The 19,390-nt window shown below is 41.3% G+C and carries 21 protein-coding genes and 1 riboswitch; of the genes, 17 read left to right on the top strand and 4 right to left on the bottom strand.

Annotated features, from left to right (window positions below):
• The first annotated feature begins 13 nt into the window (after positions 1-13).
• The 13 genes from RZO55_RS21040 to RZO55_RS20980 all read left to right on the top strand — a co-directional run bounded on the left by RZO55_RS21040 (position 14) and on the right by RZO55_RS20980 (position 12,848).
• Positions 14-865 (top strand): P-loop NTPase, encoded by an 852-nt coding sequence (locus tag RZO55_RS21040; protein ID WP_318066230.1) that lies wholly within the window; start codon positions 14-16, stop codon positions 863-865.
• A gap of 423 nt (positions 866-1,288) precedes the next feature.
• Entirely contained in the window at positions 1,289-1,780 is a 492-nt protein-coding gene (moaC, locus tag RZO55_RS21035; protein WP_439100069.1) for a cyclic pyranopterin monophosphate synthase MoaC, read from the top strand.
• On the top strand, positions 1,777-2,757 hold the full coding sequence (gene moaA, locus RZO55_RS21030) for a GTP 3',8-cyclase MoaA (RefSeq protein WP_318066228.1): 981 nt from the start codon (positions 1,777-1,779) through the stop codon (positions 2,755-2,757). Before moaC ends, moaA begins: the two co-directional genes overlap by 4 nt.
• 13 nt (positions 2,758-2,770) lie before the next feature.
• Positions 2,771-3,715, top strand: a complete 945-nt coding sequence (locus RZO55_RS21025; protein WP_318066227.1) for a molybdenum cofactor synthesis domain-containing protein — start codon at positions 2,771-2,773, stop codon at positions 3,713-3,715.
• Positions 3,716-3,734: 19 nt separating this feature from the next.
• Entirely contained in the window at positions 3,735-4,646 is a 912-nt protein-coding gene (locus RZO55_RS21020) for an ABC transporter substrate-binding protein (RefSeq protein WP_318066226.1), read from the top strand.
• Between the two features lie 16 nt (positions 4,647-4,662).
• Positions 4,663-5,349: an ABC transporter permease gene (locus RZO55_RS21015; RefSeq protein WP_318066225.1), complete on the top strand. Its 687-nt coding sequence runs from the start codon at positions 4,663-4,665 to the stop codon at positions 5,347-5,349.
• Positions 5,333-6,019 carry an ATP-binding cassette domain-containing protein gene (locus RZO55_RS21010; RefSeq protein ID WP_318066224.1) on the top strand — a complete coding sequence of 229 codons (687 nt, stop codon included), beginning with the start codon at positions 5,333-5,335 and terminating at the stop codon, positions 6,017-6,019. Before RZO55_RS21015 ends, RZO55_RS21010 begins: the two co-directional genes overlap by 17 nt.
• A 22-nt stretch (positions 6,020-6,041) precedes the next feature.
• The gene (locus RZO55_RS21005) at positions 6,042-7,271 is read left to right on the top strand and encodes a molybdopterin molybdotransferase MoeA (protein WP_318066223.1); all 1,230 of its coding nucleotides are present in this window, start codon (positions 6,042-6,044) and stop codon (positions 7,269-7,271) included.
• Between the two features lie 50 nt (positions 7,272-7,321).
• On the top strand, positions 7,322-9,244 hold the full coding sequence (locus tag RZO55_RS21000; RefSeq protein ID WP_318066222.1) for a molybdopterin biosynthesis protein: 1,923 nt from the start codon (positions 7,322-7,324) through the stop codon (positions 9,242-9,244).
• 12 nt (positions 9,245-9,256) lie between these two features.
• Positions 9,257-9,706: an MOSC domain-containing protein gene (locus tag RZO55_RS20995; RefSeq protein WP_318066221.1), complete on the top strand. Its 450-nt coding sequence runs from the start codon at positions 9,257-9,259 to the stop codon at positions 9,704-9,706.
• 103 nt (positions 9,707-9,809) lie between these two features.
• Positions 9,810-9,914: riboswitch (molybdenum cofactor riboswitch) on the top strand.
• A 38-nt stretch (positions 9,915-9,952) separates the two neighbouring features.
• Complete coding sequence (locus RZO55_RS20990) at positions 9,953-11,746, top strand: aldehyde ferredoxin oxidoreductase family protein (RefSeq protein WP_318066220.1); 1,794 nt, start codon at positions 9,953-9,955, stop codon at positions 11,744-11,746.
• A gap of 158 nt (positions 11,747-11,904) precedes the next feature.
• The gene (locus tag RZO55_RS20985; protein ID WP_318066219.1) at positions 11,905-12,129 is read left to right on the top strand and encodes a MoaD/ThiS family protein; all 225 of its coding nucleotides are present in this window, start codon (positions 11,905-11,907) and stop codon (positions 12,127-12,129) included.
• A gap of 2 nt (positions 12,130-12,131) precedes the next feature.
• Positions 12,132-12,848, top strand: a complete 717-nt coding sequence (locus RZO55_RS20980; protein WP_318066218.1) for a HesA/MoeB/ThiF family protein — start codon at positions 12,132-12,134, stop codon at positions 12,846-12,848.
• Positions 12,849-12,899: 51 nt separating this feature from the next.
• On the opposite strand, the gene RZO55_RS20975 is transcribed toward RZO55_RS20980, so the two are convergent.
• Complete coding sequence (locus tag RZO55_RS20975; RefSeq protein WP_318066217.1) at positions 12,900-13,613, bottom strand: LiaF transmembrane domain-containing protein; 714 nt, start codon at positions 13,611-13,613, stop codon at positions 12,900-12,902.
• A 20-nt stretch (positions 13,614-13,633) separates the two neighbouring features.
• On the bottom strand, positions 13,634-14,095 hold the full coding sequence (locus RZO55_RS20970; RefSeq protein WP_318066216.1) for a LytTR family DNA-binding domain-containing protein: 462 nt from the start codon (positions 14,093-14,095) through the stop codon (positions 13,634-13,636).
• Positions 14,096-14,328: 233 nt separating this feature from the next.
• Here RZO55_RS20970 and RZO55_RS20965 point away from each other — a divergent pair, with 233 nt between their 5' ends.
• Positions 14,329-15,147 (top strand): AraC family ligand binding domain-containing protein, encoded by an 819-nt coding sequence (locus tag RZO55_RS20965; protein ID WP_318066215.1) that lies wholly within the window; start codon positions 14,329-14,331, stop codon positions 15,145-15,147.
• A 28-nt stretch (positions 15,148-15,175) separates the two neighbouring features.
• Complete coding sequence (locus RZO55_RS20960; RefSeq protein WP_318066214.1) at positions 15,176-16,102, top strand: DMT family transporter; 927 nt, start codon at positions 15,176-15,178, stop codon at positions 16,100-16,102.
• Positions 16,103-16,210: 108 nt separating this feature from the next.
• On the opposite strand, the gene RZO55_RS20950 is transcribed toward RZO55_RS20960, so the two are convergent.
• Positions 16,211-16,417 (bottom strand): 4Fe-4S binding protein, encoded by a 207-nt coding sequence (locus RZO55_RS20950; protein ID WP_318066213.1) that lies wholly within the window; start codon positions 16,415-16,417, stop codon positions 16,211-16,213.
• A gap of 111 nt (positions 16,418-16,528) precedes the next feature.
• Here RZO55_RS20950 and RZO55_RS20945 point away from each other — a divergent pair, with 111 nt between their 5' ends.
• On the top strand, positions 16,529-16,687 hold the full coding sequence (locus tag RZO55_RS20945; protein WP_318066212.1) for a hypothetical protein: 159 nt from the start codon (positions 16,529-16,531) through the stop codon (positions 16,685-16,687).
• A gap of 49 nt (positions 16,688-16,736) precedes the next feature.
• On the opposite strand, the gene RZO55_RS20940 is transcribed toward RZO55_RS20945, so the two are convergent.
• Complete coding sequence (locus RZO55_RS20940; RefSeq protein WP_318066211.1) at positions 16,737-17,615, bottom strand: LysR family transcriptional regulator; 879 nt, start codon at positions 17,613-17,615, stop codon at positions 16,737-16,739.
• A 140-nt stretch (positions 17,616-17,755) separates the two neighbouring features.
• Between RZO55_RS20940 and RZO55_RS20935 the strand changes: the two genes are divergently transcribed.
• Positions 17,756-19,381, top strand: a complete 1,626-nt coding sequence (locus tag RZO55_RS20935) for an FAD-dependent oxidoreductase (protein ID WP_318066210.1) — start codon at positions 17,756-17,758, stop codon at positions 19,379-19,381.
• The last annotated feature ends 9 nt before the right edge of the window (positions 19,382-19,390 follow it).

The following is a 19,390-nucleotide window of genomic DNA, read 5'->3' as shown; positions in this document are numbered from 1 at the left end:
AGGAGCAGAGAATATGAGCGATAATTCAAAGGGTTGTTCAGACAGCAGTTGTACCAGGGAATCCTGTGAAGGATGTGAACACAGCAAAGAAAGTATGCTGGAACAGTTAAACCAGTACAGTTCCATAAAAAATGTAATTGGTGTTGTGAGCGGAAAAGGCGGCGTAGGAAAATCATTTGTAACAGCAATGTTAGCAGTCCTGTTAAATAGAAAAGGATACCGCGTGGGAATTTTAGATGCAGATGTTACCGGCCCCTCCATTCCAAGAATGTTTGGAATAACCAGAAAAGCCTCCGCAAACGAACTGGGAATACTTCCGGAATTAACAGTAAATAACATAAAAATAATGTCAGTAAATCTGCTGCTGGATAAAGAAGATTCTCCTGTAGTATGGAGAGGCCCTATTCTTGCCGGTACAGTAAAGCAGTTCTGGACAGAGGTTGTATGGGAGGAATTAGACTATCTTCTGATTGATATGCCGCCCGGAACCGGCGATGTTCCTTTAACAGTATTTCAGTCTATTCCGCTGGACGGAATCGTGATTGTTTCCTCACCCCAGGATCTGGTTTCCATGATTGTGAAAAAAGCTTATAACATGGCTAAATTAATGAATATACCCGTTCTTGGATACGTGGAAAACATGAGTTATGTAAAGTGCCCGGATTGCGGAAAAGAAATCCCCATATTCGGACAGAGCAAACTGGGTGAAATAGCAAAAGAAACAGGCGTTGATATACTGGGGAGAATACCCATTGATCCAGCGCTTGCAAGCCTGGTGGATAAGGGAGAGTTTGAACGATTTTCCTGTGATTATTTGAAGGACGCAGCAGATCAGATAGAAAAAATGTATGAATTAAAAAAATGAGTATAACAGTATAAACAGTATAACAGTTAAAAAGTAAAACCGTTGCAATATGGGCACTGAATCACCTGTATGGCAGCGGCTTTTTCTTTTCCTTTTCCGCTATTTTAAAAGCAGGTTACCAACAGGCTGTCTTTCGTAGTATAATCAAAGTATGCAGTATAGGTCAAATTGAAGAAGTAAGGGGCTGTATATTTACGATTGATTGTTATAAAATTAGCAATATGTGACAAAAAAAACAAGTAAGCGACACATAAAATAATAATTATTGACAAAATAGTCGTTATAATATATATTTATTTAATAAATTGCATATTTTATTTTGGGTTATAAGTGATACACTTTTAGTGATGTCCGATATCGGTCAGCGTTTGAAATTTTACTAATTCACAGCTATTTTAAAATTCCAGAAGATGAGGTGGTAATATTATGGGAGAATGGACACACTTTGATGATCATGGCAATGCGGTTATGGTTGATGTATCAAAGAAGGATATCACTGTACGTACAGCAGTTGCAAAAGGTAAGATCATTGTTAATTCTGAGGTTATGGAGGCCGTTTTAAATCATACCGTGAAAAAGGGAGATGTTCTTGGGGTAGCCAGGGTAGCAGGAATCATGGCGGTAAAAAACACCTCTTCTCTTATCCCTATGTGTCATCCGCTTGCTATAAACAAATGTCAGATAGATTTTGAAGTAAGCAGGGAAACAGGGAGTATTAAAGCGATCTGCCTGGTTAAGTCAGAAGGAAAAACCGGCGTTGAGATGGAAGCTCTCACCGGAGTAACGGTAACTCTGCTTACAGTTTATGATATGTGCAAAGCAATTGATAAGAATATGGAGATAACAGATATTTTTCTTGAGAAAAAGAGCGGAGGAAAAAGCGGAGATATTTTCAACGGAAAGGACATGCGATGATTGACAGATGGGATAGAAAGATTGATTATATTCGGATTTCAGTCACAGACAGATGCAATCTTCGCTGTATTTATTGTATGCCGGAGGAAGGCGTTCCATCTTTACCTCATGAAGAAATCCTGACTTATGATGAGATTCTCAGGCTCTGCAGATGCTTTTTAAAGTCAGGTATTGATAAAGTAAAGATAACAGGGGGCGAGCCGCTGGTAAGAAAAGATATTGCGTCTCTCGTGGGACAGATGAAAACACAGGTTGGAATGAAAAACGTTACCTTAACAACCAATGGTCTGTTACTGGGAAAATATCTTCCTGATCTTGCAGCAGCCGGATTAGATGGGGTTAATATCAGTCTGGATACGCTGAATCCTTCAAAATATGAGCAGATCACAAGAAAAGATGCTTTAAATGATGTGCTTTCGGCAATACGGGATGCACTTGATTATCAGAAACTAAAAGTAAAGATAAATTGTGTTCCGGTTCTTGATACAGACAAGGAAGATATTATAAAGATCGCCGGTCTGGCTAAGAATTCCAGACTTGGTGTCCGTTTTATAGAAATGATGCCCATCGGGCTTGGAAAAAACTATTCATATTATAGTGAAGAGGACATCATTGCAATTCTGAAAGAAGCCTATGGTCCATTAGTACCAGTTGATACTGTTCTTGGAAACGGACCGGCCCATTATTATTCAATAACTGGTTTTGAAGGGAAAATTGGTTTTATCAGTGCGATTTCCCACAAATTCTGTAATGAATGCAACCGGGTAAGGCTTACTTCCGATGGCTATTTAAAAACCTGCCTGCAATACGAGCATGGAACAGACTTAAAAGCAGTTTTAAGAGGCAATAAAGAGGATTCTTTTCTGGAACAGATGATTGAACAGACGATTTATGAAAAGCCGGTCAGCCACAACTTTAAAGGGGACAATCCTCAGGGAACATATGAACTCGATGGTATGTCAAAAATAGGAGGATAAGAAAAGAATACTTATGGGAAAAATAATCGCAGTCTGCATCAGTGAAAAAAAAGGTACACAAAAGAAAAATGTTCATTCGGCAGAATTTATAAAGGAATACGGAATGAAAGGAGATGCTCATGCAGGAAAGTGGCACAGACAGGTCAGCCTTCTGTCCAATGATAAAATTGAAGCATTTAAGAACCGGGGAGCAGAAGTGGCAGAAGGTGCATTTGGTGAAAATCTTATCGTTGATGGAATTGATTTTCGTTCCCTGCCGGTAGGCACCAGATTTCAATGCAATGACGTTCTTTTAGAGCTTACCCAGATTGGAAAAGAATGCCATACCGGATGTGAGATCTATCACAAAATGGGAGATTGCATTATGCCAAGAGAGGGCGTGTTTGCCCGTGTATTATCAGGTGGAATCATTCGGGAAGGGGATGATATGGTCGTATTGGAAGCGGCGCCGGGAAAACCGGAAACTGATAAATTACGGGTGGCGGTGATAACCTCCAGCGATTCCGGATTTGCAGGAGAAAGAGAGGATATAAGCGGACCTGTTATTTGCAGAATTGTAAAGGAATATGGTTATGAAGTGGTTCACCAGACGATTCTTCCTGATGATATGACTATGTTATGTGATGAGATGAAATATATCTGTGACAATCATACAGCAGATCTTATATTAACCACAGGTGGAACCGGTTTCTCTCAAAGAGACTGCATGCCGGAGGCTACCCAAAAAGTCGTTGAACGAATGGTTCCCGGAATACCGGAAGCAATGCGCGCTTATAGCATGCAGATGACAAAGCGGTCCATGCTGTCAAGAGCTGCCTGCGGTATCCGAAAATCCACATTAATACTGAATCTGCCAGGCAGTCCGAAAGCCGTGGAAGAATGCCTTACCTATGTAATTACTGAACTTGATCATGGTCTGAAGATCCTGATTGGAACTGCTAATAATTGTGCAAGGTAAGAAGAAAGGCATATAAAGAATGAAAAATAAAATTATTTTAATTTTTTCCTGCATTATATTAATCACAGCCTTATCGTCCTGCAGCAATGCTAAAAAGCAGAGCGATTCCCAAAAAACGGAGGGCACAACAGAGAGCAGCACAAAAAACACTTCAACTGAAACTTCAGTATCAAAAACAACCAGGAAGGGAAAGATAATTCTGGCAACAACTACCAGCACACAGGATTCGGGTCTGTTAGATGAATTACTTCCGGATTTTACTAAAAAAACAGGCTGGGAAGTGGATACTATAGCAGTTGGTACAGGTGAAGCCTTAAAGATGGGCGAGAACGGAGAAGCGGATGTTCTGCTTGTGCATGCCAAGGCAAAGGAAGAAGCTTATATCGAAGCCGGTCATGGGTTAAAACGTTTTGATGTTATGTATAATGATTTTGTAGTTGTGGGACCGAAGGGTGAAATAGAAAATAATAGTGATGCACAGGCGACTTTTCGGACCATATTTGATAATAAGGATGCCTTTGTAACCAGGGGGGATGAATCCGGTACCCACACAAAGGAACTCTCTATCTGGAAAAATCTGAATATAACGCCTGCAGATAATCCAAATTATATCAGTGCAGGTCAGGGTATGGGAGCTACCCTGCTGATGGCAGAAGAAAAAAAAGCCTATACGCTTTCAGACAGGGCGACCTGGTTAGCCACTAAATCAAAGACAGACATGGATATTATATGTGAAAAGGATAAACAGCTTCTCAATTATTATGGTGTAATCGCGGTAAATCCGGAAAAGAGTTCAAAAATCAATGCGGAAGGTGCCCAGGATTTCATTAACTGGATACTTTCAGATGATACCCAGAAGCTCATCGGAGATTTTGGTGTAAAAGAGTATGGAGAATCTTTATTTACTCCTAACGCGGCAGCAAATAAATAAAGAGGAGTCTGCATGAATGCAGTTTTGGACAAGTATGGGCATTGAAATAAATAAGGAAATCATAGATATTATCCTACTGACAATGAAATTGGGGATCGTCTCTACTTTTATCTCTGCCTTACTTGGTGTCCCGTTTGGTATGTTCCTGGAACGGGTTGACTTCTTCGGAAAAAAGGTGATTATCAGAATAAACCGTACTTTAATGGGATTTCCGCCCGTGGTCGTGGGTTTAGCTGTTTATCTGCTTTTAATGAGAAGAGGGCCCTTGGGCAGATGGGAGTTATTATTCACATTTCCGGCGATGGTTATTGCACAGACAGTAATTATTGCCCCAATTATCAGCGGGATGGTTTACACATCCTGTAAAAATATGGCGCCTCAGATAAGAAACTTCGCAATAAGCATGGGTGCTGACCGGTGGCAGACATTTCTGCTTGTGATAAAGGAAATGAAAAATGACATCTATTTTATCCTTATAACCGGTTTCGGACGTTCCATCAGTGAAGTTGGTGCTGTGATGATTGTAGGCGGAAATATAAAGTATAAGACAAGGACAATGACAACTGCAATATCATTAATGAGAAATAAAGGTGATTTTGGCGAAGCGGTTACTTTGGGATTGGTTCTGCTTGTAATCTCTTTTATAATCCAATGTTTTGTGGATTTTCTCAGAAGGTACGAAGAGAATGTTGAAAATAATTAAGCTGGAAAAAAAAATAGGTGACTTTCAGTTAAATATTAATGATTTATGTCTGGAAGAGAAAATAATACATGGTGTCATAGGAAATAATGGAAGTGGCAAGTCTACACTGATTAAGCTGATGACGGGGCTGCTAAAGCCCGATACGGGGATTATGGATTTTGGTACATTAACGAAGAGGGATATTGTGATTACAGTGCCAAGACCCTATATGCTTCATGATACGGTATATAATAATCTCACATATCCATTGAAGATAAGGAAGCAGGCAGTTAAAAAAGAAACAATCATGGAATGGATCGACAGGTGCGGGCTTTCCGGCAAAGAAAAGCAATATGCGCCAAGCCTCTCCAGCGGAGAACGGCAGAAGCTTTCATTAGCAAGAGCATTGATCTTTGAACCAAAGGTGGTTTTTATCGATGAGACCATGGCGAATATGGATCCGGACAGTGTTGTACTGTTCGAGCAGATAATTTCTGATATTCAGTTAAAGAATCCTGTGACATGGATTATTGTAAGCCATCAGCTGACACATATTTATAAGCTTTGTGAATGTATCCATTTTATGGACGCAGGAAGCATTCTTACATCAGGAACTCCGGAAGAGCTCTTACAAAATGCTGACAACCCTGTTATCAGGCAGTATATGTCAAAATATTTGATTGGAAACTGAATCTGGAAAGGCAAAGATAAGAATGAAATTATTAAAAGTAGATACCATTGCTTCAGCAAGAGATAAGTCGGTCCGTGTTATGCAGAAGAAGGGGATTCAGACTGTATACAAAAAACTGCTTGAGGCGCAGGGATATATATTAGCGGGGGATATTGTTTCTCAGGAACCGGTACCGGCCTTTAACCGGTCCACAGTAGACGGTTATGCTGTTAGGTCCGGTGACACCGCCGGGTCTTCTGAGAGTCTGCCCGTTTTTTTGGAATGCGTGGATGAAATTAATATGGGGTGTCCGGCAAAAAAAGAGATTCATGCCGGAGAATGTGCTTATGTGCCGACAGGCGGAATGATTCCGCCGGGAGCAGATGCCGTGGTAATGATTGAATACTGTGAAGCCTTCGGCGGCAGTAATATTGCCATTTATAATCCGGTGTCGTATGGGAAGAATGTAGTCTTAGCCGGTGAAGATATAGATCAGGGAGAAATAGTCATTAAAAAAGGGACCAGAATCCGTCCGCAGGAAATAGGAGCTATGGCAAGCCTGGGGATTACAGAGGTTCTCGTTTTTAAACCGTGGGAAATAACCATAATATCAACTGGAGATGAGCTGGTTTCCCCCCATATCACACCGTCACCGGGAGAAGTAAGAGATATTAATTCCTATTCACTTTATGCCCAGGCGCAAAAACATGGACTTACGGTTCTGAATAAAGTGGTTCAAAAGGATAACGAACAGCAATTAAAAGAGGCCGTGATGCAGGCAATGCAGGTAAGTGATGTGGTTGTCATATCAGGCGGCAGCTCCAAAGGAAAAAAGGATGCCACCAATCAGATTATTGACGAAGCTGCGAGTGAGGGCTCTTTTATTCATGGATTAGCATTAAAGCCGGGAAAGCCAACGATTGTAGGATATGATGAGAACAGCTGCACGCTTTTAACAGGACTGCCTGGTCATCCGGTAGCAGCCATGCTGGTTTTTGAACTGTTGGTCATATGGGTGTGGAGACATATGACCTGTCAGCCTGCAGACAGCTCTTTGTTTGCCCGCATAACATCGAATTTAGCAGGAGCACCAGGAAAAATGACCTGTCAGCTTGTTAAGCTTATAAAACAGGAAAACGGATTCTATGCAGAACCGATTTTCGGAAAGTCTGGCCTTATTACTACCCTGACAAGAGCAGATGGCTATATTTTAATTGAGGAGAATAAAGAAGGCTTAAAAAAAGACGAAATTGTTGAAGTGTTTTATATATAAAATTCCATGTAAGCTGTGACAACCGGATAAAAGAGAAAGGCATAAAGGTTATGGGAAAAAGAAATCTCTATTTAAATAATACACCTGTAAATGAAGCACTGGACATTTATAAAAATGCACTGAAAGAAATAGTAAAAATGCAGTATGAGGAGATACCGGTAGAAAAATGTTTGGGCCGGATAACAAAAGAGGCTGTTTATGCAAGGTGCTCGTCCCCTCTTTTTAATGCTGCAGCCATGGATGGAATAGCGGTAATAACAGAAAAGTCAAAGGGCGCCTCAGAGAGGACGCCTCTTGTTTTAGAGAAGGACAAGGATTTCATTGTGGTTGATACCGGGGATCCTGTTAATTTCCCTTATGATGCAGTAATCATGGCAGAGGACGTAATTGAAATTGACGAACGAACGGTTAAAATTCTGGAGGCAGCGACTGCCTGGCAGCATATCAGACCGATTGGAGAGGATATAGTAGCTGGAGAGATGCTCTTACCCAGCATGCATAAAATACGCCCCATTGACATTGGTGTATTATTTTCAGGCGGAATTATTAAAATCATGGTGGTGAAGCAGCCGAAAACAGCTATCTTTCCTACGGGAACTGAAATTATAGAACCGACCAAAACGCCGGAAGCAGGAGAAATTATTGAATCTAATTCCAGAATGTTTGAGGCAATGGTAACCTCTTACGGCGGAATCGCTCACCGTTTTCCTCCTACCCCGGATGACTACAATAAAATCAAAGCTGCAGTTTCAGAAGCACTGGACAACTACGATATGGTAATTATAAATGCAGGCTCCAGTGCGGGAACAGAAGATTATACCGTACACATTTTAAGGGAGCTGGGAGATGTGCTTGTGCATGGAGTTGCAATCAAGCCGGGAAAACCGGTGATACTGGCTGTCGTAAAAGGGAAGCCTGTCATCGGTCTTCCCGGCTATCCAGTCTCTGCATATATTGATTTTGAAAATTTTGTAAAACCGGTGATGGCATTGTTAACCGGAGAAACCTACTATGATAATCATGTGGCAGAAGCAGTGCTGTCAAAGAGAATGATTTCTTCTTTAAAGCATAAAGAATATGTAAGGGTTAAGGTGGGACAGGTGGGCGATAAACTGGTAGCATCCCCTCTTGCAAGAGGAGCAGGAGCAGCCATGAGTCTGGTGCGTGCCGATGGTTTCTGTGTCATTGATCAGAATTGTGAGGGAATCGAAGCTGGAGAACCGGTCAGAGTAGAATTGTACAGAAGCCTGCAGGAGATCCGGCATACGGTTGTGTGTATCGGAAGTCATGATCTGCTTCTTGATCTGGCCGCTGATCTGATGGCTTTACATTATCCGGGTGTATATTTGTCCAGCACCCATATTGGAAGTATGGGAGGTTTAATGGCACTAAAAAGAGGTGAGGCGCATATCGTACCTGTCCACCTTCTGGATGAAGCCACTGGCATATATAATACACCTTATATAAAAAGAATGTTTGAAGAACCCATGGCCTTGATTAAAGGTGTCCGGCGTATTCAGGGGATCATTGTACAAAAAGGAAATCCATTAAATATTAAAGAAATAGCTGACTTAAAACACTGCAGGTTTGTGAATCGGCAAAGAGGTGCAGGAACAAGAGTATTGTTTGATTATAAGCTGAAGCAGGCAGGCATTGATTCCTCTGAAATATCTGGATACGACAGAGAGGCAGCCACTCATATGGCGGTAGCGGCTCTTGTTGCCGGGGACAGTGCAGATGCAGCTATGGGGATATTTGCGGCTGCAAAAGCAATGCAGCTTGATTTTATTGAAATCGGACAGGAGGAATATGATTTCGCTGTTTCGGTTAAAAATCTTAAGCTTCCTGAAATCCAATCATTTATCCAGGTATTAAAGAGTAAAGAGCTTCATAAACGTCTGGATGAGATTGGAGGTTACCAATATAAAGAGGCGGGAACTGTATTTTTTTTAGATGAAAATTTACAAGAATAAAGAGGTATCAGATTGCAGTCAGGATATGTAGAATCACTTAAGATACAAAGAAAAAAGGGTCAGCCTTTTGAGAGCGTACCGTTCATAGAGCTATTAGAGGGAAAAGGAATTAAAGAGGATTGCCATGCTTTGGGAGGAGACAGGCAGATCGCTCTCATTTCGTCAAATTCTAAACAGTGGATAAGCAAACAGGAATCAGAGGGGTTATGCTTCCATAAGTTTCAGGAAAATATAGTGACAAAGGGGATTGATTATACGCTGCTGCGCGAAGGCGATATTCTGGTTACAGATCATGCGGCTATAGAAATAGGACCATATGCCAAGCGGTGTTTTCCCGAATGCATATTGAGGCAGACGTATCATCCATGTGAATTAACGTTGGGGACAAGTTTTGGAAAAGTCAAAAAATCAGGAAAAATACAAGCTGGTGCTCCGATTTGGCAGTCAGACCAAAAGGCTTAAAATATAAAAATATTGTTACAAAATATGATAAAAAACACGAAAAAGTATGTTGAAAAAGCAACAAATAAAATACTAATTGCATTTTTTGAATCAATAATGTACAATAAATATAAGGATCCGAGTTTTATCTTGAGCAGATAAAACCAATGGGTACTAACCTAAGAATTAGTGCCTCCCGCGTTTGGAAAGGACTCCTTTTCTATTTCGTTACAGTTTATTTTAAACAATGAAAGGAAAGGTGTTATTATGCAGACAGCGTACAATGGAAAAATAGCTCGTATTAATTTATCGACTGGAGAGATCAAGGTTGAAGAACTCAATATGGATATGGCCAGGAAGTTTATCGGAGGCCGTGGTCTCGGAACCAAGATGCTATATGATGAAGGAATTGCGACAGTTGATCCTTTGTCGGAAGACAACAAATTAATCTATATAACAGGTGCTATGACTGGAACCAAGACACCGACTTCCGGTCGTTATATGGTTGTAACGAAGTCACCGTTAACCGGTATGATTGCAAGCTCTAACTCTGGTGGTGTATGGGGCGCAAAGCTCAAATATGCAGGGTGGGATGCCATCATAGTGGAAGGAAAGGCAAAGACACCAGTTTATATCAATATTGTAGACGATCAGATAGAGATTCTGCCCGCAGATGAATATGTTGGCATGATGAGTGAAGAAATCGATGAGAAATTAAAAAAAGTACATGAGAAATGCTCGGTTTTAAATATCGGACCGGCAGGTGAAAAATTATCCTTATTAGCTGCAATTATGAATGATAAAGACCGTGCAGCAGGCAGAAGCGGTGTCGGCGCAGTTATGGGTTCAAAGAATTTAAAAGCGATTACGGCTACCGCAACAAAATCATCGATAGAATCTTATAATCCGGAAGCTTTACAGGAAGTGACAAAAGGAAGTTTAAAAGCAATCAAAGAGAATGGTGTAACCGGAGGCGGTTTGCCGACTTACGGAACAGCTGTACTTGTTAATATTATTAATAATACAGGTGCATTTCCTACCAGAAACTGGCAGGGCTCCTATTATGAGGAAGCGGACGATACTTCCGGTGAAAGCTTAAAGGATCAGTATCTTGTGAAACAAAGTTTCTGCCATAGATGCCCCATCGGCTGCGGACGTGTCATTAATGTTGAGGGCAAGGTTGCCGGAGGACCGGAATATGAACCATTATGGGCATATGGAGGAAACTGTGGAATTAATGATTTAAATGCGATTAACACAGCAAACTATTGGTGTAATGAATATGGATTAGATGCTATTTCTACCCCATGTACCATAGCAGCAGCCATGGAATTATATGAAAAGGGTCTGATTAAGGAAGAAGAATGTGAAGGCGTACCCTTAAAGTGGGGCAATACTGAGGCAATCATAGAGTGGACAAAACGGATGGGCGAGGGAGAAATACCGTTAGCGAAGCTGATGGCTCAGGGTTCTTACCGCTTATGTGAGTATTATGGTCACCCTGAACTTTCCATGAGTGTTAAGAAGCAGGAGATGCCTGCATACGATGCTCGTGCCATTCAGGGAATTGGCATCACCTATGCAACAAGTAACCGGGGAGGCTGTCATGTCAGAGGTTATTTAATCTCACCGGAGATTCTTGGTTTACCGGAACAGTTAGACCGTACTGAGATTGAAGGCAAGGCAATGTGGACAAAGATTTTCCAGGATCTGACCGCTGTAATTGACTCTATGGGACTTTGCTTATTTACCTCATTTGCATTGGGAGCGCCTGAATATGCTGCCATGTTAAATGCCGGCACAGGAACCAACTATACAGCTGAGGAACTTTTAACAGTAGGAGAGCGGATCTATAATATTGAACGGTTGTTTAACAAAGCGGCGGGTATGAAGCCGGAAGATGACAGACTTCCCAAACGTCTGACAGAAGAGCCGATTACGGATGGTCCGTCAAAAGGCCAGGTAAGCCAGCTTAAAATTACATTACCGGAATATTATAAAGTGCGCGGCTGGGAAAATGCATTCCCGACCGAGGAAACATTAGTACGTCTGGGCTTATAATTTTATACGGATAACAGTATGTAATAAAGTTTATCGTATCACGAACATATGCAGGAAGGATTTTAAGTGCAAGCGATGCTTCATTTATAAAATCCTTCCTGTATTTATATAATGGAGAATATGACAGCATAAAACTCTGAAAATTAATAATGGAGGTTATGATGATAGAAGTAAGATTATTTGCAACATTCCGTGAAGGCAGGGAAAAGATCAGCTTCCTGGATGCCGGTCAGTTTCAGACAGCTGCTCAGGTAACAGACTATTTTCATATCCCTCATGAAGAGGTGGCAATCTGCTTAATTAACGGAAGACATTCCAAATTAGATGCGTCTGTAAAGGATGAGGATGTTCTGGCATTGTTTCCGCCGGTAGGAGGAGGCTGATTATGAGATATGAACGTCAGGTTTTGATGAAGGAAATCGGTGAAAAGGGTCAGAATACCTTAAAAAATTCAAAAGTCACAGTGATTGGTGCAGGAGGTCTTGCCTCACCGGTTCTTACTTATCTGGCATGTGCTGGAATCGGAACAATAACGCTGATTGATTATGATACAGTGTCAGAATCCAACTTAAACAGACAATTCCTTTACCATGAAAAAGATATGGGAATGAATAAAGCAGTGCTGGCAGGAGATGTCTTGAGCAGCTTAAACTCTCAAATCACAATCAATCCTGTTTCTGTAAGGATAGACGAAGAGAATATTGGGCAATTAATCGATCGCGCAGATGTAGTAATTGATTGTGTTGATAATGTAGAAACAAGATTAATTGTGAACAGGGAATGTATAAAACAGGATATTCCTTTGGTTGAGGGCGGCGTATACGGTTTTTATGGTTTTGTTATGTCAGTAAAAAGGGAATATCCCTGTCTGGAATGCATTGGCTATGGCAACACAAAGCTGAAACGGCCAGGTCCTGTACTGGGAGCGGTGGTTGGTGTGATCGGTTCCTTACAGGCAGTGGAATGCATTAAAATATTGCTTGGGTTAGATGATGTTCTTTATGGAAAGATGTTGAATTATGATGGTCTTACTGTAAGCTTTGATTTGGTTGAACTGCTAAAGAATGATTTATGCGAAGTTCATGGATTGCTGAAAGGTTAAGGATAAAATTATATGGGCTTCAGTCATAATAGACTGAAGCCCATTTTGTCATCAGATATAAATGATTTCCACCCCTGCGAAATTAAGCGCGCCTACCAGTTTTAAAACAGGAGCCGTATCGCTGCTGATATTCCCTCTTCCTTTCTCGCTCACTCCACCGACTATGGCTTCGATCTGGTTTTCCACCCGCCATTCCTTTGGAACATAAAGTTCGATACCGCAGAAGCTGCCGTCAATACGGACAATGGCTTCTGTTTCCACATGTGCTTTATTAAAATAAACCTGTATGGAGCCAAAGCTGCATTCTAGATCAGCCTGTTTAAAATTATCCGTGTTAATATATTTTGTGCTGGATCCAAAACGGGTGCTTTGTTTTATATGGTCATTGTCTTCAACATCAATAATTTCTACGTGGGGATTGTGATCAAAACCGCTGCAGTTATGATGAGAATACCAGTAATGGTTTTTCCTATGAAACAGCAAAGATAATCCGATGCTTCCAAGGAGTGCTACGGCAAGGACTGTCCAGGGAGTCAGGCTCTCTATATTCAGAACTTTGTCATAGGTGATGCAAAGAAATGCAATGGGAAATAAGATTCCCGTAAAATTTAGACGTGGAATACTTTTCGCGATGATGGCCAGCATAAATACGGTAAAGACTAAGGAAAACGGGCTGAAGCTTCCAAGATAGCCCAGCTTTCCGATTATTACAAATGCGGCTGCCAGGAGAAACATAATTCCCCAAAATAATCTGTTTTTCTGCATATTGATTTTACCTCTCTTTTTTATCTTTCCATGTGCTGGTGATCCAGCTTCCATTTTAAAAGCTTATAGTAATTTCTTGATACATAGACCTTTTTATAGGAGTTTTGAAATTCCAACCTGCTGGAGGCGGTGGGACTGCGTGTAATGCTGTAAACCTTTGTGGTGTTTAATATGGTAGATTTTGAGATTCTCATAAAATAAGGGGGGAGAAGTTCTTCCAGCTCATAGAGCTTATAATCTACCAGAAATTCGTCATCGGCTGTATGGGCAAAGATTCCCTTGTCGGCAGTTTCAAAAAACAGAACTCTGTTTACATGAAAATAAAATTCCGTATCATTCTGGTAGAAAACCATCTGCTTCTGTCCGTTATCCAGTTCCGAAATCATTTTCTGAATCAGGGTAATCTCCTCATTGATTTCCGGACAGCGGATCCGTAATTCACTTTCCTGCAAAGTCGTATCAATTTCTATTTGTATTTTCATAATAAAATGATATCATTCCTCCAGTTCTTTATAATCAGCTGCCTGCGCCTGATTAATAATATGCGCTAATTCTATCTGAAAACAACAGCGTTGTAAATATGTTTCATGCAAGAGGTGGGTTTATCTATGGTAACAGGTGTGTTTTATTACTGTCAGAGGCAATATCATACAAGAAAGAAACCATTATCTATGTTATACTATGCTTTAGACAGGGGAGAAAGGAGGCTCAGTTTATGAAGCAGGAAATACGGACGGTGAAATATGATGGGGAATTAAATGTTGAGGCCTATCACTTTCAAGGTGTCATGCAAAAGTTTCCCAACCATTTCCATGATTATTATGTAATTGGTTTTATTGAAAATGGCCAGCGGTATTTACACTGTAAAAACAGGGATTACACCATAGAGCCAGGGGATTTACTGCTGTTTAATCCTCGGGATAACCATGCCTGTGAGCAAATTGACGGAAAAGCGTTTGATTACCGCTGTATTAATATCCAGCCTGAAATCATGAAAAGAGCAATGCTTGAAATAACGGGAAAAGAATATCAGCCTTATTTTACTCCGCAGGTAATTTTTCATAGCGAACTGGTTGGCATACTAAAGGAACTTCATCAGATGATTATGGAGGAAGAAACGGATTTTAAAAAAGAGGAGATATTCTTTTTCCTTCTGGGGCAGCTGGTTGAAGAACACACAAAACGTCATGTGCAAAAAGAAAATACAGAGCAAAGCACGGAGGCGAGGACGATTTGTGAATTCCTGGAAACTCATTATATGGAGAATATTTCCCTCAATGATCTTTGTAAAATGACAGGACTGAGTAAGTACTATCTGCTTCGGTCATTTACCAGGCAAAAGGGAATTTCTCCTTACAGCTATCTGGAAACGATACGAATAGACAGAGCTAAGAAGCTGCTGGAGCAGGGGGCAATGCCTGTTGATGCAGCGATGCAGACTGGATTCAGTGATCAAAGCCATTTTTCCAACTTTTTTAAACGATACATAGGACTGACACCGAAACAGTACAGTAAAATATTTAAAGATGCTTAAAGCTGACTGAAATACAGAAAGGGTTTTCATGGAAAGAAGAAAAGAGATTCAGGGACATTTATTTGCAATGTTTACAATTTTTATCTGGGGGACCACATTTATATCTACTAAAATACTTTTAAAGGCATTTACTCCCATTGAAATATTATTCATAAGGTTTGTAATCGGTTATCTTGTACTGCTTGCGTTATATCCACATCGGCTGGACGTGAGGGAAAGGAAACAGGAGCTGTATTTTGCAGGAGCAGGATTATGCGGCATCACTCTTTACTTTCTGCTGGAAAATATAGCATTAACCTATACGTTTGCTTCAAATGTAGGAGTCATTATATCCATTGCACCGTTCTTTACTGTGATATTCGCCCATTTATTTTTGGATGGAGAAAAAATGAGGGCCCAGTTTTTTGTCGGTTTTGCAGTGGCGGTGGCGGGGATATTTCTCATCAGCTTTAACGGGAGCAGTAATCTGAAATTAAATCCATTGGGAGACGTACTGGCAGTATTGGCTGCAGTCGTATGGGCCATCTATTCCGTTCTCACAAAGAAAATCAGCGGGTATCACTATCACACCATTTTAGTAACAAGGAGAATTTTCTTTTACGGGGTGTTATTTATGATACCGGTATTATTTATCGTTGGGTTTGAACCGGACATCAGCCAGATCATAAAGCCGGTGAATTTATTTAATATCTTATTTCTTGGACTTGGTGCTTCCGCTATTTGTTTCGTATCCTGGAATTATGCGCTGAAAATACTGGGTGCTGTGAAAACCAGTGTTTATATTTATATGGTACCGGTAATTACGGTCATCACTTCAGTCCTTATACTTCACGAAACAATTACAGGTATTGCAGTGCTGGGTATTTTACTTACCCTGGCAGGGCTGATTATTTCGGAGATTAAATTACCTAGGGAAAAAGACCATGGGCGTAGTGCGGACCACGTATTTAATTGATGAACAGGGATTGATTCAAAAGACATTGGGAAAGGTAAAGGCGGCAGAAAATCCTGCACAGATGTTAAAGGAAATTTAAATGAATCTGACTGCGGCTTCCCTACATTTTCAGACATGGAAGTGGCAGTCTAATCGCAGCGCATTCATTGGGCAAAATCTGGTGCATTTTCCACAGCGGATGCAGGCATCCATATCGACTGTGGGAGCCTGGAACCCGTTTTGCTTTAAGGCACCAACCGGACAGATCCGGACAGAGGGGCAGGGGTGATTCTGGGGGCAGTTTTCTTTTATAACAACAAGGGTTTGTGCATTCATTGTTTATCCTTCTTTCCATGAGTGGGTTGTTTATGTTCGTATTATAAAAAAAATGAAGCATGATGTCTGTAACAACATCACCATCAGAAAGTGATTTATGCACCTTGCGACGTGAAGCCATTTCCGGATCACCTTCTTTTTTATAAAGCCGATGTTTTAATTATTGGCAATACCATTGTGGGAGATCAGTTAAAAGAAGGGTTTGTGCTTGATGAAACCAATGATCTGCGGAAAGAATTATTTGTTATGAAAGAGATTGTTGAATTATAGGAAATCATGATTCCCACGTCATAGAAAGCAGGAAACTCCCGCCGGCTCACTATTCCATGGACTTTGCAGTGTCCTTGAAATCAGCCATCTGGGAGTTAAAGGAGTGACACACATTATAGCAAAGATAAAAGTACCTGTTCATGGGCATATCCTTAATAGGGCGGGTATGGAGAACATCAGACCGGGCAGCGTTTTTTACATAGCGGGTGGAGATGACTCCAACACCAAGGTTTCGGGCAACGCCGTCAAGAATGGCAGATCCGCTGTAGGATTCCCATTTTACACAGTAGGGAATGTGGTGTGTCTGCATGAGGTTTTCAAAAATGGAGCGTGTTCCGCTTCCGATTTCCCGCAGAATAAATTCGCAGTTGTATAAATCCTCTGCTTTGATCACATCTCTTCCGGAAAAAGGATGGTCTTTGCTGTAAATCAGCTGCAGTTCGTCTTCCATAATTGGTTCTGTATGAATCTTGTTATTTAATATCACGCCTTCTACAAGTGCGATATCAAGCTCATTGTGAATCAGGCGGTGTTCCAGTATCTTCGTATTTTCTATATAGACAGAACAGGAGATGTCCGGATGGCTTTTTTGCAGTTTCTGTATAATATCACTGATCATAGTATCTCCTATGGTTAAGGTGACACCGACCCGCAGAGGACGGATGACAGCAGAGTTTTTCATGGACTGGTTTAGCGTCTCATAGCTGTTTAATACATTCAGGGCTCTGTCCCAGAAAAGCTTTCCCATGGGTGTCAGCTCCAGCCGCCTGGGATATCTCTTAAAAAATGTCGTTTCATATTCTTTTTCCAGATCTGCAATTATCTGACTTACCGTAGGCTGAGATAAATAGAGGCGTTTGGCTGCCTCGCTCATTTTTAATGTCTCCGCCACCGCTATATAGGTTCTCAGCTGTTTTAAGGTTGCCATTTTATTCCCCTCTTTCATCTGGTATTGAAAAAACCAATATCATGCTTTAGATAATACTATTTTACGGTATAAAAAACAAGTGTTATGATATTGATAATAAGTAATCAATTTTTCAGAAATAAACCATAAGGAGAAAAACAATGAAGGTGATTGTACTTGGCGGTGTTGCTGCAGGAACAAAGGCAGCTGCAAAGCTTATGCGGGAAGACAGAGAAAATGAAGTGATCATTTTGAATAAAGGAGAAAACATTTCTTATGCAGGCTGCGGACTTCCGTACTTTATAGGAAATGTGATTCCCGGAAAGGACCAGCTGATTGTCAATACTCCTCAGAAGTTTGAGAAACTCACAGGGGCAAAGGTATTAATCCGGACAGAGGCAACAAAGGTGGACCGTGAAGGGAAAACTGTGACAGCAGTTAATCTGGAGACTGGAGAAGAAAAGGTTTACCAATATGATAAGCTTGTAATTGCAACAGGAGCAAGTCCGGTTATTCCGCCTGTTGAGGGAAGCGAACTTCAGAATGTATTTACCATGAGAACGCCTGAGGATGCCATTCGGATTAAGGATCTTGCGGTAAATGGAGGGATAAAGAAGGCTGTTGTGGTTGGTGCAGGCTATATTGGTCTGGAACTGGCAGAGAATCTGGCAGCGGAAGGGATCAGGCCTTTTGTAGTGGATATGGCGCCTCAGATTCTTCCCGGCTTTGATCCGGAGGTTTCGGATTATCTGGAACGAAAGATTGCTGATGCAGGAATTCCGGTTGTGACAGGGGTGAAGGTAACCGCTTTAGAGGGCGATGGAAAAGTTGAGAAGGTAGCTACGGATAAACGTGCCTATAAAGCAGATATGGTTGTTTTCTGTGCAGGAATCAGACCCAATACAGAATTCTTAGAGGGAACCGGAATCGAGATGTTTAAGGGAACGATTATCACTGATTCTCAGGGAAGAACCAATGATAAGGATATCTATGGGGCAGGAGACTGTGCCATGGTGAGAAATGCCATCACAGGAAAACCGGCATGGTCCCCCATGGGATCAACGGCCAATATCAGCGGAAGGCTCATTGCTCAGAATATTACAGGAGAAGAGCGCTTATACCGTGGTGTTCTGGGTACGGCAGTGTGTAAGCTTCCAGGACTGAATGCCGGCAGAACCGGACTGACGCAGGCCCAGGCCCTAGAGGAAGGGTTTGATGCAGTCAGTGTGATCGCGGTGGTGGATGACAAGGCTCATTATATGCCAGGTGCTTCCTATTTTATTATTAAAATGATCGCTGATAAAAAAACTCTACGCCTTCTGGGAATTCAGGCAGTTGGCAGCGGGGCAGTTGATAAAATTGTGGATATGGCAGTGACTGCGATCATGTGCAAGGCGGATTTAAATGATCTGGCAGATATGGATCTTGCTTATGCGCCTCCATTTTCTACTGCTATCCACCCATTTGTACATACCTTAAATATTTTACTTAATAAGTTAAACGGTGATCTGAAATCCATGACTCCTGTGGAATTCGCAAGTGGGAAGGGAGAAGGTTATAAGCTGGTGGACGCCGGGCAGGTTCCTTCTGTTACAGGAGCGATGCATGTGGAATTAACAGAGGTAGACGGACCTGTAGAAGGTCTTGATAAGGCTGATCATATCCTTCTGGTATGCAACAGGGGAAAGCGTGCCTATCTGCTTCAAAACAGGCTGGATTACTACGGCTATAAACATACGAAGGTGCTGGAAGGCGGAATTACCTTTACAGAAGTGGAAAGTTTATAAATAACAAAA

Origin of the sequence: Clostridium boliviensis, assembly GCF_033342255.1 — a bacterium.
Taxonomy (GTDB): domain Bacteria; phylum Bacillota; class Clostridia; order Lachnospirales; family Lachnospiraceae; genus Lacrimispora; species Lacrimispora boliviensis.
This window is presented reverse-complemented; position numbering and strand designations above follow the sequence as displayed.

Coding starts and splice junctions, on each gene's coding strand:
- RZO55_RS21040 (WP_318066230.1), top strand. CDS start 14: ATGAGCGATAATTCAAAGGGTTGTTCAGACAGCAGTTGTACCAGGGAA.
- moaA (WP_318066228.1), top strand. CDS start 1,777: ATGATTGACAGATGGGATAGAAAGATTGATTATATTCGGATTTCAGTC.
- RZO55_RS21025 (WP_318066227.1), top strand. CDS start 2,771: ATGGGAAAAATAATCGCAGTCTGCATCAGTGAAAAAAAAGGTACACAA.
- RZO55_RS21020 (WP_318066226.1), top strand. CDS start 3,735: ATGAAAAATAAAATTATTTTAATTTTTTCCTGCATTATATTAATCACA.
- RZO55_RS21015 (WP_318066225.1), top strand. CDS start 4,663: ATGCAGTTTTGGACAAGTATGGGCATTGAAATAAATAAGGAAATCATA.
- RZO55_RS21010 (WP_318066224.1), top strand. CDS start 5,333: ATGTTGAAAATAATTAAGCTGGAAAAAAAAATAGGTGACTTTCAGTTA.
- RZO55_RS21005 (WP_318066223.1), top strand. CDS start 6,042: ATGAAATTATTAAAAGTAGATACCATTGCTTCAGCAAGAGATAAGTCG.
- RZO55_RS21000 (WP_318066222.1), top strand. CDS start 7,322: ATGGGAAAAAGAAATCTCTATTTAAATAATACACCTGTAAATGAAGCA.
- RZO55_RS20990 (WP_318066220.1), top strand. CDS start 9,953: ATGCAGACAGCGTACAATGGAAAAATAGCTCGTATTAATTTATCGACT.
- RZO55_RS20985 (WP_318066219.1), top strand. CDS start 11,905: ATGATGATAGAAGTAAGATTATTTGCAACATTCCGTGAAGGCAGGGAA.
- RZO55_RS20980 (WP_318066218.1), top strand. CDS start 12,132: ATGAGATATGAACGTCAGGTTTTGATGAAGGAAATCGGTGAAAAGGGT.
- RZO55_RS20975 (WP_318066217.1), bottom strand. CDS start 13,613: ATGCAGAAAAACAGATTATTTTGGGGAATTATGTTTCTCCTGGCAGCC.
- RZO55_RS20970 (WP_318066216.1), bottom strand. CDS start 14,095: ATGAAAATACAAATAGAAATTGATACGACTTTGCAGGAAAGTGAATTA.
- RZO55_RS20965 (WP_318066215.1), top strand. CDS start 14,329: ATGAAGCAGGAAATACGGACGGTGAAATATGATGGGGAATTAAATGTT.
- RZO55_RS20960 (WP_318066214.1), top strand. CDS start 15,176: ATGGAAAGAAGAAAAGAGATTCAGGGACATTTATTTGCAATGTTTACA.
- RZO55_RS20950 (WP_318066213.1), bottom strand. CDS start 16,417: ATGAATGCACAAACCCTTGTTGTTATAAAAGAAAACTGCCCCCAGAAT.
- RZO55_RS20940 (WP_318066211.1), bottom strand. CDS start 17,615: ATGGCAACCTTAAAACAGCTGAGAACCTATATAGCGGTGGCGGAGACA.
- RZO55_RS20935 (WP_318066210.1), top strand. CDS start 17,756: ATGAAGGTGATTGTACTTGGCGGTGTTGCTGCAGGAACAAAGGCAGCT.